General features: G+C 70.2%; 7 protein-coding genes. 2 read left to right on the top strand and 5 right to left on the bottom strand.

Translation table 11 applies throughout. The features are described from left to right. Positions 1 to 74 precede the first annotated feature (74 nt). Positions 75 to 326: a type II toxin-antitoxin system Phd/YefM family antitoxin gene (locus AC3ENO_RS14025; RefSeq protein ID WP_434971220.1), complete on the top strand. Its 252-nt coding sequence runs from the start codon at positions 75 to 77 to the stop codon at positions 324 to 326. After that, a complete protein-coding gene (locus tag AC3ENO_RS14020) occupies positions 323 to 709 on the top strand; it encodes a type II toxin-antitoxin system VapC family toxin (RefSeq protein ID WP_434971219.1) in 387 nt (128 codons plus the stop codon). Before AC3ENO_RS14025 ends, AC3ENO_RS14020 begins: the two co-directional genes overlap by 4 nt. A gap of 25 nt (positions 710 to 734) precedes the next feature. Here the strand turns inward: AC3ENO_RS14020 and AC3ENO_RS14015 are convergent, their stop codons facing one another. The 5 genes from AC3ENO_RS14015 to AC3ENO_RS13995 all read right to left on the bottom strand — a co-directional run. Next, a complete protein-coding gene (locus AC3ENO_RS14015) occupies positions 735 to 2,438 on the bottom strand; it encodes a helix-turn-helix transcriptional regulator (protein ID WP_488185787.1) in 1,704 nt (567 codons plus the stop codon). A 134-nt stretch (positions 2,439 to 2,572) separates the two neighbouring features. After that, positions 2,573 to 4,471 carry a zf-HC2 domain-containing protein gene (locus AC3ENO_RS14010; protein WP_434971217.1) on the bottom strand — a complete coding sequence of 633 codons (1,899 nt, stop codon included), beginning with the start codon at positions 4,469 to 4,471 and terminating at the stop codon, positions 2,573 to 2,575. 2 nt (positions 4,472 to 4,473) lie between these two features. Continuing rightward, complete coding sequence (locus tag AC3ENO_RS14005; RefSeq protein WP_434971216.1) at positions 4,474 to 4,992, bottom strand: hypothetical protein; 519 nt, start codon at positions 4,990 to 4,992, stop codon at positions 4,474 to 4,476. Positions 4,993 to 5,036: 44 nt separating this feature from the next. Beyond that, complete coding sequence (locus tag AC3ENO_RS14000) at positions 5,037 to 13,883, bottom strand: isopeptide-forming domain-containing fimbrial protein (protein ID WP_434971215.1); 8,847 nt, start codon at positions 13,881 to 13,883, stop codon at positions 5,037 to 5,039. A gap of 279 nt (positions 13,884 to 14,162) precedes the next feature. Continuing rightward, positions 14,163 to 14,532 (bottom strand): helix-turn-helix domain-containing protein (locus tag AC3ENO_RS13995; RefSeq protein WP_434971214.1); only part of this gene is annotated, 370 nt, incomplete at its 5' end.

The raw sequence follows: 14,532 nt of genomic DNA, 5'->3' as shown, positions 1-14,532 counted from the left end.
GCGGTGCCCCTCACGCGTCCACAATCGCCTCGAGACGCCTGTGCTACACGTGCTACAGATGATAGATTCGGCGTATGCCGACGATCAGCCACCGCGAGATGCGCAACAACAGCGCCAGCGTGCTGCGCGGCGTGCAAGACGGCGAGACGTACGTCGTCACCAATGACGGGGTGGCCGTCGCCGCTATTGTGCCCAGCGGCGAGCACGTTGCCGAACTGCCCGTCGTCCGCCGTGCGACAGCCTCGCGCGACATTCGGTTGCTCGCGCGTCACGGCATCCGAGGTGACGTTCGCGAGACCCTCGACCAGCTGAGATCCGAGCGGTGACCCGCGCATACCTCGACACCTCCGCTGCCGCGAAGCTCATGATCGAGGAGCCCGAGTCAGCTGCGCTTGCTTCCTGGGTCGACGAGGGCGCGGTGGAACTCGTTGCCGGGCTGTTGCTCGAGACCGAATTGCGCCGTGTTGCGGTGCGCCACGATATCCCCCAGCTGGACATCTCCGCCCTGCTCGATCATGTCACTCTCTACGGACTCACCCCCACGGTCTACCGGGACGCAGGTCTGCTGCTCGGCACGGCGCTGCGCACGCTCGATGCTCTCCATCTGGCATGCGCACTCCGCCTCGGCGTCGACACCGTCGTCACGTATGACGAGAGGTTCGCGGACGCGGCGAGGGGTGTGGGCATCCCGGTCGTCGCGCCCGCGTAGCAGACCGTCTCCCCGCGGTGTGCGGCTAGAGCGCCGGGGGGAGCGAGACGAGGCCGAGCCGGGTCGCCTCCGCGATCGCCTCGTGACGCGAGGAGACCCCCATGCGCCGGTAGAGCGAACGCACCTGCGACTTCACCGTGTTCACCGACACGTGCAGGCGCCGCGCGATCTGCGCGAGTGACTCCGTACCCGTCAGCGCCGCCAGCACCTCCCGCTCGCGCGGGGTCAGCACGACCGCAGGCGGCGGGGTCGGGACCACAGCCTGACCGACATGCGGCGGGAGGGTGAGGGGCAGCTCGTCGCGCACGGATGCCGGCACCACGGCAAGCGGCCGCCACAGCCCCTCGTCGCGTGCCAGAGCCGCCGCTGCGGCACCGACCCGGTCGTCTGCGGGAAGTCCCGCCCGCTGGAGCGCCAGAGAGGTCAGCAACAGCGCCTCCAGTCGCACCGACGGCCCGACACCGCGCCGGTGCGCGAGGAAGCGCGCCGCGTGCACCGCCACGAGCGGGTCGGCCCGGGTGATCAGTGCGCGCACCGCTCCGAGTGCGCACAGCCACGGGAGAGAGTCCGGGTCGCGGACCGCTTGCGCCGGGGGCATCCCGAGCGTCTCGCCCGCCTGCTCGCGCAGGAACGTCGCGACGCACAGCCCGAGCGACCCCTCCGGGAGCGGGCGGCTCTCGGTGGCGGCGTCGACGAGATCGAGCACGCCCGCCGGGTTCCCGGACGCGAGACGCCAGCGGCCCTCCGCGAGCAGCACGAGCGGCCAGTACTCGAAGAGCAGGTCGCGATCGAGGCTCGCGAGCAGGTCGGGCGCGCGCTCGTCCATCCGCTCGACGGCGACGAGAGCACGAGCGAGACGGATGCGGGCCCGGATGCGCTCCGCATACGCGTTGTTGGGCAGCCGATGGGTGTCAGCGCGCGTCAGCATCGTCTCGGCCTCGCGCAGCCTGCCCTCCATCGCGAGAACGCACGCCTGCTTGACCAGTGCGTCGCGGCGGATGCCGAGATCTTCGTCACCGTCGGCCGCTGCCAGTGCCCGGCGGTAGTGGGACAGCGCCGCTGCCGTGTCACCGGCGAGCAGCTCCGTCGTGCCCATCTGCGAGTACGCGGCGGCGAGGAACTGGGGAAGCTGCGCAGGTTCCCGCGCGGCCTCGGTCTCAATGTGCTGACGCAGTCGCTGGGCCACATCGCGTGCCTCGTCGAACTCCCCGCGCAGGCGGTGAGCGAGCATGCGCTGCGCGATACGCCATCCCTGGTCGGCGTGGGTATCGAGGCTCGCGGCGGGTGCGGCATCCAAGGGACGGGTGCTGAGCAGGCGGATGCGTTCTGGGCTATCGAGCACGGGGAGAGCGAATCGTTTGGCCAACAGGAGGGCCGGTGGTGCGGCATCCTCGGGCACGGGGATGAGCAGTCGACGCAGCTCGCTCGGACGGTCGAGAAACAGCGGCCACAGCCCGACCGTCAGCAGCCGGATCGCGGTCGCGGCGTCGTCACGTGCCCACGCGGCATCCACCTGGTCGATCAGTGCCGTCAGCACTTCGGGGGCGGTGGTCGGCGGGGCCTGCCCCGCTGCCGGGGGAGCGAGGCTCGCGGCGACCACCTCCGTCGAGGGGATCTCGTAGGGCACCTCTGTCGAGGGGATTTCGGGGGGCACCTCTGTGCCGCGCAGGGCATCGGCCGACGGCGCGGCGCCAGTCGAGTGGGGACCGTGGGTCTGTCGGTTCGGCATGAACATCGAAATCCTTCCCGTCACCACCACAGATGGCGGGGAGAGGAAATCGTGACGCGGAATCGAAGAATCCCGTGCGGCTCCCGGGCGCGTGCCCACCTCGGCGCGACCGAACGGTGCGGTGCGGTGGCGCGCTACCCGGCGGTGAACGTCACGAACGACGCGACGCCGTGGCGACCTGTCGCCGGGTCGATGTAGCGGATGCCGATCGTCACCGTCGTGTCGGAGGCGGGCAGCGTGAACTCCTGCGCATACGAGCCGGAGGCATCCAGCACCATCGGTGTCGGTCGGCAGGGCGAGGGATCGGGAAGCTTGATGCGCTGGACGGATGCGGTCGGCGTCCCCGTGATCGACAGCAGGAATCCCGAGCGCGACACGACCTCGCCCTCACCCGGCGAGACGAAGGCGGGCGGTTCGGTCACGGATACTGTCACGCCGGTCGACAGCGGAGACGTGCGGCCATCGATGGTCTGCCGGGCGGTGAGCACATGATCACCCGCGGGGAGATAGGCCGACGCATCCGTCGTGCATGCGCCGCCCGACAGATCCGTCACCGTCCACGCACCCGCATCGTCGGCGATCACCGTTGCGCGGACGACATCCGCCTCATCGAGCACCTCGACGGTCGCACCGGGTTCGGCATCCGTTCCCGACAGCTCGGGATACACGTGCGTTCCCGCGCTCGCGTCGACGACGAACTGGGGCGCCGGCAACGGCGGGTCGGTCGGCGTGGGACTGGGCGTCGGGGTCGGGGTGGCCGTCGGAGTGGGACTGGGCGTCGGGGTCGGGCTGGGAGTGGGGTGTGCGGTCGGCGAGGCGCTGGGGCTCGGTGCGGGGAGGGGAGGCACGACCGCACCCGGGTGCGCGGAGGTCACGGGCGCCGGTGTCCGTTCCGGGCGGGCAGGTCGGGGCGGTCCGTTCTCGTCAGCGCCCGCATCGTCGGCCTCGGGCGCGGGAGGCTCCATCGACGGCGCGGGGGCATCGGGGATGTCGACGCCCCCTGCCTGGTCGTCGGCCGACGGCGGGGGAGCGGCGTCCGCGGCAGGCGGATGCGCGGCTGTCGGTGCGCCGAGCCCCGTGCCCACCGCGGCCCACACACCCGCGCCCAGCGCGAGGGCGGCGATCGCTGCCGCCGCCACGACTCCCGCCTGCGCCGAGCGGGACAGGCGGGAGGTGCGCGGCCGCACCCTCGTGGCGGTCGCACCGGCTGCGGTCGTGCCGGCCGCGATCGTGGCTACGCCGGCGGCAGCGCTGGACTGCAACCAGGCACCGTAGGCAGCGGCAGCGGGAACACCGACGACGACCGGCAGCAGGGCGAGGGCGAGCCGGCTCGAGACCTGCTGCGCTTCCTCCCACGCCAGCGCGCACCTCGCGCACGTCGCGATATGCGCCTCGGCGGTCCGGGCGTCCCGGCTGCTCAGGGCTCCGCGGGTGTGCGCGCCGAGCATCGACAGCACCCCGCGGCACTCGTCGCTGTCGGCGGCGAGCAGTTGCCCGTTCACCCACGCATCACGAAAGCCGCGGCGGGCACGGATGACCAGAGCCGACGCGGCGTTGGCGGCAAGCCCCAGCAGCGGCGCGAACTGACGAGGCTTCAGGCCCTCGACATCGCTGTACCACAGCGCCTCCTGCCACCTGGTGGGCAGGGAGCGGAAGGCCGATACCGTCACCCCTGCTTCCAGCGAGGCCTCCACCGCGCGGGCGGTGTCGATCTCGGCGGGCAGCTCCGCGACATCCGTGCTCGAGGTCTCCGCCGCGCGGGAGCCCCACTCCCGCGCAACGTTCTTGACCGCCGTCAGCAGGTAGGGACGAAACCCCATGGTCGGGCCGCCGCCCGCCTTGATGCGGGCGAACACCCGTGTGAAGGCTTCGGAGACGACATCGTCGGCATCCAACGTCGTGAACGCGCGCGCCACCGCAAGCGCGGCGGCGCTGTGACGCAGCCACAGCTCGGCATAGGCCGCTGAGCCATTCCGGCGCGACAGTGCGACGAGATCATCGTCGCTGAGCGTCGTCAGACCACTGCGGGACACGGTCAACTCGCCTTTCGAGGGGACAAGGAGGAGAGCCGTTCCCAGATACGACTGTCTTCCAGATTGGGCGGCAACGCCGCATCGCGCAACAGTGCACTTTCTGTGAACAGCTGCACGAGGCGGCTCAGCTGGGCGAAGTCCGTGGTCGTCAGCCCGGCGCAGTCGAACACGACGGTGCGCACGTGCGGGGTATCGGTGGCTCCGTCCGGCTCGCCCGGGAGGCTCCGTGCACACGGCGACACGAGCAGCATCCGGGCGGGAAGCGCCCGTGTCCACGGTGCCCGGCGAGGCGACGCGCACGTGATCTCTGCGGTACCCCTCTGCCAGCGCCGCAGCCGGGATGCGTCCTCGACTTCGAGCCACGGTCCGCGCAGGGTGGCCTCGATCAGACGCGGCACACCGGTGCGGGCCGGGATCACGGCCAGGCGCCAGCGGCGGGCCGTGAACCTGATCGCCCACGGCCCTCCCGACGATTCGCGGTCGGGAGGGCCATGGCCGTGGTGGCTCGCAGGAGTGCTCACGCTCCTACAGATGCCGGGTGGTGTGTTTCATGACGCGGTTTCGCTCACGCATCCGTTCGCCGACGCGATGCCGCGAAGAATCCGCCACCGGCGATCAGAAGGATCAGTGTCGCCATGATCAGCCACCACGGCAGCGTTCCTCCCGTGCCCGCCAGCGGGTCGGCCGCCACCGGGGTGGTCGTCGACGCCGTGAGCGTCGACCCGGGCAGCTGCTCGGTCGGGGTGGTGACGGTGGCCGTGTTGGTCACCTCGGGGTAGGCGCCGTTCGCCACGCTCACCACGAGCGTCATCGACGCCGTCTGTCCCACGCCGAGCGGATCGGTGAGGGTGCAGGTCACCGTCTGACCGGAGGCGTCGCACGTCGCGCCGGTGCCCGAGGCCGACACGATGCTCAGCCCGCGCGGCAGCACGTCGGTCACCACGATCGGACCGGGGTCCTCGGTGGGCCCGTTGTTGGTCACGGCGATCACGTAGGTGCCCTTCGACCCGACCTGCAGCCCGCCCAGTGCCGTCTTGGTGACCACGAGGGTCGACTGCGGCGGCACCGTCACGGGGTCATCGCTGGTGTTGTCGGTCGGGTCGGTTTCGGGCTGGTCGGCCGCGACGACACCGACGTTCACGACCTCGTCGTAGGCCGCCGCCGTCACGGTCACCGTGAGCGAGAGGGTCGGGGCGTCGGTCGCCGGCGCCAGATCGCCCGTGAGCGTCGCGGTCACCGTCGTCGTCCCATCGGCGGCCACGGGGTCCGCCACGACGGTCCACGCGGGGTCACTGCCGGCGGCATCCACGTACTCCAGGCCCGCGGGGATCGTGTCCACGACGGTCACACCGGTCGCGGTCGAAGGACCGTCGTTGCGGACCGCGAGGTCGAACGGCAGGTCATCGCCGATGCGCACGTCGTTCGCGTCGTGGGTCTTCACGATCGACAGGTTCACCGCCTGGGCGATCTGCAGATCCGCCGTGTCGGTGTTCTCGTGCGGGTCGGGTGCGGGCTCGGGAGTTCCCGAGCTCACCGTGGCGCTGTTGGTCAGCACCGTCGTGCCGGTGACCGGGTCGACCGGAATCGACGGGTCGAGCTGCACGATGAGCGTCACCGCCGGGGCATCCGTTCCCGCCGCAAGCCCCGTGCCCGAGGGCAGGCGGGTGAGCGTGACGGTCTGGGTACCACTGACCGGATCGACCGGATCGGCAACGGCCGACCAGTCGGTCCCATCGACGAGCCCGACGAACGTGATGCCCTCGGGCAGTGTGTCCACGATCGTCACGGGAGCGACGGCGTTGGAGGGCCCGTAGTTGTGCACCTCGAGGAGGTACCGGGCGTGCTCGCCCGCGATCGCGTCGGTGACCGGGTCGCCCGCGTCATCGACAGCGGTCTTCACGATGCCGAGATCGGCGAGAGTGTCGACCCGGATCGTCGCGTCATCCGTGTTGTCGGAGGTGGAGGTCTCCGGTGTCGAGGTCGCCACCGTCGCCGTGTTCGTCAGGTCGGTGCCGGTCAGCACGGATGCCGACAGTGCCGCCGTCACCGAGATCGTGGTCGTCCCCACGGGCAGATCGGCGATCTCGCACGCCGCCGGCGTCACGGTGACATCGCATGTCCAGCGGCTGCCCGACATGGCGGTGACGGTCATCCCGACCGGTGCGGCATCGGTGACCACGACGTCGCGCGCCACCGACGGACCCTGGTTCTCGATCGTGAGCGTGTAGCCCACGTCCGTGCCGGCGATGTAGGGCCCAGCATCCGGCGTCTTGGTGATCACGAGGTTCGTGAGCGTGTCGAGGGCCGTCGGATCGTCGGCGTGGTCGTTGCTCGGGTTGTCGTCGTCGGGGCCGTCCACATCCGCCTCGTTGGTGTACGAGCCGGGTGTGAGGTCGGCATCCGTCGTCGCCGAGAAGACGATCACGATCGTCGCGGCGTTGGCGAGGCTCGAGGAGGCATCCCCGACCGTCCAGGTGAGGGTCTGGCCCGACACGGCCGGCTCGGTCGCCACGGCCGCGCCGCCCGCGACGCTCACCGTCGCGCTGCCGGTCTCGTAGCCGAAGCCGGCGGGCACCGTGTCGGTGATCACGATCGGACCCGAGGATGCCGAGGGGCCGTTGTTGGTGACCGTGACCGTGTACTGGATCGGATCGCCCGCGTGCACGGTGCCGGTGTGGGTCTTCGCGATCGACAGATCCGCCGAACGCTCCGAATCGGAGGTCGAGTCGGTGTCGTCGGGGTCGTTGGTCGCGTTGTCGGCGTGCGCGATGACCGTGTTCTCGACCGTCGCGCCGGTCTCGACCGTCGCGTCGAGCACCAGAGTCACCCGGAAGGACGCGGACCCGCCCGCGACCAGGTCGCCGGTGAGGGCGAACGTCTGGTCGTCGCCGGGTGCCGAGGCCGAGGAGGTGCGCGTCCAGGTGCCCGTGACCGACTCGAACGACTGGTACGTGAAGTAGTCGGCGACCTCGTCGTCGACCGTCACCGCGCGCGCATCGGCCGTGCCGGTGTTGGTCACGTCGACGAGGTAGGTCACGGGGGCGCCCGGCACCACCGGATTCGCCGCCGTGGCGGGCACCCACGCGGAGCCGTCGAAGACGACCCGGGTCTTGTTGATCCCGAGCGTCGTATCGATCCCCGGAGTCACGGTATCCGTGTCGCTGTTGTCGGGGTCCGGATCGGGAGTCTCGCCGGGGGTCACGGTGCCGGTGTTCGAGATGCCGGTGCCCGCGGGCCACGACGACTCGATCGTGCCGGTCAGCGTGAAGGTGGTGACCTGACCGGCCGTCAGCCGCTCCCCGTCTGCGAGGGTGAGGGTCACCGTGTCACCGGCGGCGAACGGGCCCGGAGCCGACGCGGTCCAGCCGGCGGGGAGCGTGCCCAGCGTCGTGTTCAGCATCCCGGCGGGGATCGTGTCGGTCACGGTGATCGGGTTCGCGCTCGTCGAGACCGAGTCGGACGGTCCGTCGTTCGTGACGGTGAGGGTCCAGGTCACCGATCCGCCCGCGTTCACGGAGCTCGAGCCGGTCTTGTCGATCACGAGGTCGGCGGACGCGGTGACGGGAACCTCGGCGTCGTCGGTGTTGTTCGACGGGTCCGGGTCGTGGGTCGCGCCGGTCACGGTCGCCGTGTTGTCGACGGGCGAGTCAGCCGGGTCGAAGGATGCCGCAGCCTGCGCCGTGACCGTGATGACCGGGAAGCTCGCTCCCGAAGCCAGGGTGTCGGCGCTGTTCGTGCGGGCGCAGTCGAAGCCGGTCGTCGACACGAGAGCGCAGTCCCACCCGTCGCCCGAAACCCCGGTCACGCTGAAGCCGTCCGGCAGTGCGCCGGCATCTCCCCAGGTGTCGCTGACGGTGAAGGGGCCGACGGCGTCGTCGGGACCGGTGTTGGTCACCGTGATCGTCCACGCCGTACCGGCGGCGCCGCCTGCGATCAGGCCCGTACCCGGGTCCTTCTGCAGTTGCAGGTCGGCGGAGTGGATGAAGGCATCCGCGGTCGCGTCCGGGCCGGTGTAGTCGCCGTCGGCGTCTTCGGTCGCTCCGGAGGTGTCGGTCGTCGTGCCCGCCACGGCGTTCGTGTGCGGCGGGCGGACGATCGGCGGACCGGCCTGTGTGACGCCCGCGTCGACGAGTGCCGCGGCGCGCGGGATCGTCGTGAAGACGATCATGATCGACTGGCCCGGCTGCAGCACGGGAGCGGTGGGTGCCGCGGTCCCGAACGACCACGCGAGCTGCTGGGGGTCGCCGGGGTCGCCGCTGCCGGTGACCGTCGTCGTCGGCGAGACTGTCGAGCCGGCCACCGTCGCGCTCGTGATGGTCTGGAACTCCCAGTTCACCGGCAGCGTGTCGACCAGCTCCACCGTCTGGGCGGGGCCGTCACCGTTGTTGGTCGCGGTGATCGTCCAGCTGAACGGCGTGCCCGCGTAGGCGAGATCACCCGCGGTGACGGTCTTGGCCAATGCCACGTCCGGCAGCGCCGGGTCGACGGTCGCGGTGTCCTCGACATCCGTCGGGTCGTACTCCCGACCGTCGTCGGGGAACGACTCGTAGTGGTCGACGGACGCGGTGTTGGTGAAGGTGTCACCGTCGTGCAGGTTCGCGCTCGCGGTCAGCGTCGCCGAGTACGTGAACTGCACGGTGTTGCCGGGCGCGGCGTTGCTCAGCGGACCCGGCAGGTCGGTCTGATCCCACGTGATCGTGCCGCCGCCGAGCACCGGGTCGGCGCCCGTGAGCGCTCCGCCGCCGGTGATCGTGGCGGGGTCGACGACGACACCCGCGGGGATGACGTCGCTCACGACCATGTTGTAGGCGGGAGTCTCGCCGGTGTTGGTCACCGTCACGGTGTAGTCGAAGCTCTCGCCCGGGTTCGGGGTGGCATCCGAGACCGTCTTGGCGATCCCCAGCAGCGGATCCAGGACGTCGACGTTCGCGTCGTCGTCGATCGTGGTGCGGGTCGACGGGTCGTCGTTGGTCGTGTTCCACGCGAACACGGCGGTGTTGGGCAGGTCGTCGATGTTCGCGGCGACCGCCCCGCCGTCGAGCAGCACCTCGTAGGTGAGGGTCAGCACCCGGTCGACCGGCTGGGACAGGATGTCGTTCCCGGCGCCGTCGTCGTAGGTCCAGGTGGCGGTGTTCGTGCCGGCATCCAGCGTGTAGTCCCACGTTCCGCTGACCCCGGTCGACGGACTCGCGGTCGGGCCCGTGATCGTCGCGTCCTGCAGCACGACTCCGGCGGGAAGATCATCGGAGATCACCGGGTCGTAGTAGTTGATGTTCGCTTCGAGGGTGACCTCCACCTGGTATTCGACGGTCTCGCCGAGCGGCTCGGAGACGCCGCTCGTGAACGCATCCGTCGTGCCCGTCGTCCGCACGCCCTTGGCGATCTCGGCGGTCACGGCCCTCACTGTCGCGTCATCGGTCGAGGTGCGGGTGCCGCGACGGCTCGTGACGTCGCCGCCGAGGCTCGACGGAAGGGTGTAGCCGGTCTCGGCGGCAGTGTTCGTGTAGCTCTCGCCACCGCCGGTGGAGGGATCGATGCTCGCCTCGTACGTGATCGAGGCGGTCGGGGGGATCTCGGCGACGTTCCAGGTGATGGTGCCGCCCGCCCCGGTGGTCACGCCGACGTCGTACGCGGTGGGCGCGACGGAGGCCGAGCCGATGTCGACGATCAGGCCTGCCGGCACGGTGTCGACGATCACGTTGTCGTAGGAGATCGGGCGATTCGAGGTGTTCGCGACACTCAGCGTGTACGTGATCGTGTCGCTGGTCGTCAGATCGGATGCCGGCGACGCCGACTTGGTGATCTGCGGGTTCGGCTCGATGTAGGTGACGGAGGCGTCGTGCTGCCCGTCCCAGGTATCGCTCGTGAACAACGCGCGGTTGGTCAGTGTCGCGTTCGTACTGCCCGCGTCGCCGACGAAGAGAGTCAGCGTCACCGTGAACACCTGCGGGTCATCCGAGGTGTTCGAGTAGGAGCCGGGGAAGCTCAGTTCGCCCGTCGCAGAGAGCGAGAAGTCACCCGCGGTCGCGCCCGTCAGCGCCGTGGCTGCCCAGGTCGGCGTGCCGTGCACCGTGTACGGCACGGTCGTGCTGCCCCGCAGGAGCGTTCCGCGATCGCGCAGCACCGCATTCGTGACCGTCGTGTGCGCGGGGACCGAGACCGAATACTCGAAGGTGATGAGCTCGCCCTGCACGGCCTGGCTCGAGCCGTTGTTCGGGTCGAGGTTCTGTTCACCCAGACCGGTGTTCGGGCCGACCTCGGTCGAGAGGAGTTCCTTGTCCACAGCGGGGTCGGGTGTGTAGACCGACGAGTCGTCCCGCGTGTTCGCGCCGGGTACGGTCTGGTCGACGGGGCGGGTCGTGTCATCGAGGGAATCGGTCGGGTAGAGCGTCTGGGTGTCGCCGGTGTTCAACTCGACGTCGTACTGCGTGATCGACGCCGTGTTGTCATAGTCGACGTTCACGCGCGCGTCGGCGGGAATCGTGACGTCGTAGGTGAGGGTCGCCGTACCCGGCGCCGCCGCGACCGCGACACCTGTCCACACGATGACCGAGCGGCCGCTGGAGGAGGACTCGAGATCGGTGGGGTAACCCGGGTCGCCCGGATCCAGCGCGGTGCCGCCATTGCTGATCGCCGACACGTCGCCCTTGTCGATCCCGCTCGGCAGGGCATCCCACACCGTCAGATCGGCGTCGAAGTCACCGCCCGAGAGGTCCACGCGGTAGGTGACGACGTCGCCCGCAGCGACCTGGATGCCGTCGCGGTTCGAATCGAACACGGTCCCGTCCGCGTCGTTCTGACTCTGCGCGGGAAGGGTAGCGTCACCGTCCACGTCCCGGACGCCCTTGAGGAGGGTCGGACCCTGACCGAGCTGGATCTCGGACGCGTCGCGCAGGAAGAACAGGTCACCCAGCACGTTCTCCTGCTGGTACTTCATGAGGTTCTGCGGCTTGTCGAGTGCCGAGCTGTCGGACGGTGTGTTGGAGGTCACCTGACCCAGCACGTGCAGAACAAGCGTCGAGTTCAGCGGAACGTAGCGGTCACCGCCCGCGCCGACGGCGCCGACCCGCCAGTCCAGTCGCTGACCGCTCTGCGAGAAACTGTCGATCGTGACACCGCCGGTGGTGCCGCCCGGTCCGCTGTAGATCGCGGAGTCGAGGTAGGTGACGCCCGTGGGAAGGAAGTCGGTGACCAGGGGGTTTCGAACGTCGATCTCGTTCGCGAACTCGACAGTGAGCTCGTAGCAGACGACATCCCCGGCGTGGAAGGCGGGGTCCGCGGCATCCGTCTGGTTCTGCGCCCACGGAGCGCCCGGGGCGACATCGCACGAGGTCGCGGCAGTCGGGGCCACTCCCGGCGTCGGGACCACGGCGTCGCGGGGGAGCACCTGCTTCGAGATGGCCGAGAACGCCGAATCCAGCGTCGCCTCGGAGTCGTCCCACACGTCCTCGGTGCCGTCGGCGGGGACGCCGGCGCCGTTGGTCACGCCGGTCAGGGCCGGGATCGCGTCTGTCCAGCCCGTGATGGTGACCGTGTTGCCCAGACTGTCGCCCGAGGTGGTGGGCCCGACCCAGGGATCATCCGTGTCGTACGTGCTGCGCATGAGCGCCGTGTAGCTCACGTCATGGTCGTCGTTCGCGCTGAGCGCCGCCGGATCGATGAGGTAGCTCACCTCGAACGTGCCGGTGGCGGCGTCGTAGTCGATCGCGGTCGCCGTTGCGCCGGTGAGGGTCGCGCCGGCATCCGTCGACGGATAGGGGCAGTCGGCCGGGAGCGGGTCGCCCGTGATACTCGCGGTCGCAGGCCCCGGCAGGACGGGGCACAGGCCGTTGGCGAACGTGTCGACCAGCTCGATCGGATCCGGATCGCTCGGGTCGCCGGCGCTCGTGTATTCGCTGGTCGCGATGTCGAGCGAGTAGGTGGCCAGGCCGCCCGTGACGAAGTCGCCGCCCGCGGCAGTCGTGACGCTCTTGAGCACCCGCAGGTCCATCGCCTGGATCTGCTCGAGATCCGTGTCGCTCGCCGCCGCCGGCGTGGACGGAGCGAGAGGGCCCGCATAGGTGCCGGCGACGGTCGCGAGGTTCTCGTACAGGATGCCGTCGCCGAAGCCCGCGCCCTGGCCCTGGCGGGTCGAGGCGCCGGCGTTGTTGTTGAGGTTCGACGCCTGCCCGAGCCCTGCAGGGTCGGGCGTGCCCGTGCCGGCCGCCGTGACGAAGTCCATCGTGTTCTCGAACAGCGGCACCGCGGCGACGTAGCGGATGACGTACGTGCCGGCCACACCCGCGGCGCTGAGGTCGGTCGCCTGCGCCGTGCCTCCGGTGAGATCGGGCAGACTCCAGGTCACCTTCGTGTACACGCCCGCATCGAGCCCCGCGGGGATACCCGAGTCCACGGTCTCGACGCTCACCGGCGCCAGGCAGTCGGCGGGGGAGGTTCCCGTGAGGGGGCCGGCAGCCGGGTACTCCAGGGATCCGCCGAGGCTCCCGCCCGCGTCGTACAGCAGGGGCGAGTCGGCGGTGTTGTCGACGCTCGCGCACGCGAGGAACTCGAGCCCCGCGGGGAGGAAGTCGACGATGGTGACGGCATCCGTGTCGCCCTGCGGCGTGTTCTCGACCGTGAGGGTGTACACGGTCTGGTGGTCGTGCACTCCGCGCAACAGCTCGATCTCGGGGCTCGGCTCGGACTTGGTGAGCCGCAGTGCCTGAACCGGCATGTCCGTCGTGCTGGTGCCACCCGAGGTCTCCGCCGCGGCTGCGGTGCCGCCGACCCCTGTCGAGCCGTCGAAGACGGGGAGGAGGGCCGCGTCGGCGGAGATGTAGCCGGCCAGGGTGATGTCGGGCTCTGCTCCCACCGGGAAAAGGTCGGCGTCGGGTCGGACGGTCACGGACGAGGGATACGTCGCCGTGCCCGGCAGGTCTGCCACATCCTGGAACACCCACAGCTGCATGCCCGCCGGCACTGTCGCGAGCGGGTCGCCGGCCTGCGTCTTCGCGCTGTTGGGGAGCGAGGCGCCACTCGGATACACGACGGGGCTACCCATCCCCCCCGAAGAGACGAAATCGATCCCGCTCGGCAGCAGGACGGTCAGCGACGCGTTGTAGCCGTTGGTGGTCGAGGTGTTCGTGATCGATACGTCGAACGTCGCATCCTCGCCCGCCAGGATGAACGGCTTGGTGTCGGCATCGCCGAACGCGCCGCCGGTCTGCACCAGTCCGATCGAGGTCGTCGGATCGGGCAGGGCAGCAGCGGACGCCGCCGTCGTCGCGCCCCAGATGCCAAGACCCACGGTGCTCGCGATCACCGCGGGCGTGAGTGCGAGGGAGACCCGGCGCATCCAACCCCGGCGCCTGCGCTCACGGGACGCGCGGCGGGTCGCGGGAGCAGCGGATACGGAGGGCGCAGGGGCGTTCATCGGATGACCGTCTTCTGTCGGGTCGCACCGGTCAGGAGCGAGGGAGGGCAGCACACAGTGCCCGCGCAGGCGCAGGCGCGGAGACCGCCAGTCCCGCTCGGGCCGCGAGCTGGCTACTCCTCAGCCCGAGTATTGAGGTGTGGGCTAGCGCAAAACGGTTCTGCCGCCCGAATTCACCCGGTTCTTCACCCCTGTGCTGTGATGCTTCACACTCACTGTGCTGCCACGGACCGGCGCACGATTCCGCCGCGTCTCACACGTGGAGCCGGCCTCTGTGGCCTAGAGCAGACCGAGGCGGTGAGCCGTGAGCAGCGCCTGGACGCGGGTGGTGGCCCCGAGCTTGCGAAAGAGCGTCCGCTGCTGCGACTTCACCGTGTTCTCCGACACGAACAGGGCCTCGGCGATCTGTGCGCGTGTGAGGTCGGTGGCCAGGAGCTCGAGCACCGCGCGCTCGCGGGGCGTCAGGACCGGCGCGGGCGAGCCGCGCAATAACCTGTTGCCGAAGCCTTCAGGCCAGCCCTCGACAGTCGCGTGTGCGAATCGAGCCACAACCCCCGGAACGTACACGCGTTCGACATCGTCGAGGCCCCCTGACCGCGCGACCAGGCCGCGCAGCAGCTCGGTCGCGTCATCCGTACTGCCTTGGCTA

It is taken from the genome of Microbacterium sp. bgisy207 (assembly GCF_057706855.1).
The sequence above is the reverse complement of the archived record's forward strand: the minus strand, read 5'-3'. Positions and strand labels throughout refer to the sequence as shown.

Excerpts from the sequence above, each read along its gene's own strand:
- AC3ENO_RS14025 (WP_434971220.1), top strand. The coding sequence starts at position 75 with ATGCCGACGATCAGCCACCGCGAGATGCGCAACAACAGCGCCAGCGTG.
- AC3ENO_RS14015 (WP_488185787.1), bottom strand. The coding sequence starts at position 2,438 with ATGCCGAACCGACAGACCCACGGTCCCCACTCGACTGGCGCCGCGCCG.
- AC3ENO_RS14000 (WP_434971215.1), bottom strand. The coding sequence starts at position 13,883 with ATGAACGCCCCTGCGCCCTCCGTATCCGCTGCTCCCGCGACCCGCCGC.